The sequence below is a fragment of the Pseudomonas sp. PARCl1 genome, assembly GCF_947311875.1.
Lineage (GTDB): Bacteria > Pseudomonadota > Gammaproteobacteria > Pseudomonadales > Pseudomonadaceae > Aquipseudomonas > Aquipseudomonas juntendi.
This window is the reverse complement of record NZ_CAMZMX010000106.1, coordinates 1-1,422: the sequence shown is the minus strand read 5'-3', so window position 1 is coordinate 1,422 and position 1,422 is coordinate 1. Positions and strand designations below refer to the sequence as shown.

General features: G+C 53.9%; 1 protein-coding gene and 1 pseudogene. Both read right to left on the bottom strand.

Annotated features, from left to right (window positions below; genetic code table 11):
• Nucleotides 1-21 precede the first annotated feature (21 nt).
• Nucleotides 22-423: a hypothetical protein gene (locus QME24_RS24695; protein ID WP_280091927.1), complete on the bottom strand. Its 402-nt coding sequence runs from the start codon at nt 421-423 to the stop codon at nt 22-24.
• Between the two features lie 787 nt (nt 424-1,210).
• Nucleotides 1,211-1,422 (bottom strand): annotated as a pseudogene (locus tag QME24_RS24690) (hypothetical protein); the annotation flags it as partial.

The following is a 1,422-nucleotide window of genomic DNA, read 5'->3' as shown; positions in this document are numbered from 1 at the left end:
TGTGTGTCGAGGGAAGTGCTGTTACCAGCCACCGCTATTGCTACGACGAGCAGCCAGAATTTTCTGACCATGCTCACGAATGGCAGCGTTTCGGGCTTCCCGATCAGCCTTCGCTTGGGCGATCTCTCGGGGCGTATGCTCACGGCACCGCTCAGCATGGGCATTGGCCTCAGCCTGTTTACGGGCCTTCTCTTGGGTGTCCTCGTACTGATGCTGGCGGTACTCTCGGGCAACTACGGGAATCGCTTGGAGCGACAGACCGGCCTCATCGAACGCCTTAACGATCTCGAATTGCTGGCCCTTAACGGTCCCGCATTGGGCGACCAGCATGGGCAACATGATGTTCTCGACGTACTCACGGTTCAGGGTCTGGCCCGACACGGTGACTTCGTTCTTCAGGACTTTCGTGATGGTGATTTTCATGGTTTGGGTTCTCCTGTGAGGTGACCCATTCGCTCAGCCTTGGTGCCATAGACGCGCACGACAAGACGGCAAGGAGTGAGCCGCGTGGGCACCTTCCAAGGCTGACGGATGAGTTCTTGATTTGAGGTTTGGGTATTGGTGATGCTGGTCGATCAGGACATGGCGGGCCTAAAGGGCATCGGTATTGCGAAGGGTTCAACCGTGGCAACGGCTGTGCAGCAATGGCAGAGAGAAATTATTTTGTTGTTGGTCTTCCTGTCTTACCCATAGTGAGGGTTTTTAACGACAGTCTTGACGGACGCCTTTAAGTTGTGAGTGAGATTCCTTCAGGGCCACTTAATGGAATCCTCAAGTGAGTCGAGGCGATGGCTTGAAGACACAACCCTTGTTCAAGTAGTTGGTTCAAACGGTCGAGAGTCTTTTGGGGACACTTAGCGAGGACCCGTTGGGCCACACCGTCCATATCGAAGGTGACCTGTCCAGCCTTGTAGGTCCTGAAGTTGGAGCGATGGTCACTAAGAGCACGACGCAACTCGATGAGCTGGGTTCGAGCTGGTCGAGGGAATACAGTAGACAAGACTGACATATCTTGTTCGGTGAGGCGTGAGTTAGCTGGGCAGACAATGCTGGTCATGTTGGAAGGTCTCCTTTGAGATGGTCTTAAAGATGCCCTTTGAGATGAGGGGAGTTGTAATTAACAACCCCTCTCCCTCTGGGTCTGGTCGATGAGCTGGTCGATGCTTTGACCTGAAGATGGTCGTTGAGATTTTCTTTATATTATCCGGCGTTAAGTCGCTAAGGCCCGGAATAGAGCCTCTGCGCCTACCTCAGCCACAATCTCAGCCTTGATGTCTGGGTGTCTCTCGACATACGAAGCGATCCCATGGGCAGCGTGTCGGGCAGCCTTGGAGATTCGCTGGGCGGTTCTCAAGGAATACTCATTGGTCTTACAGGCGTCCGCTGTGATCTCCGAAAGGAACAACGCACCGATGACCGCTC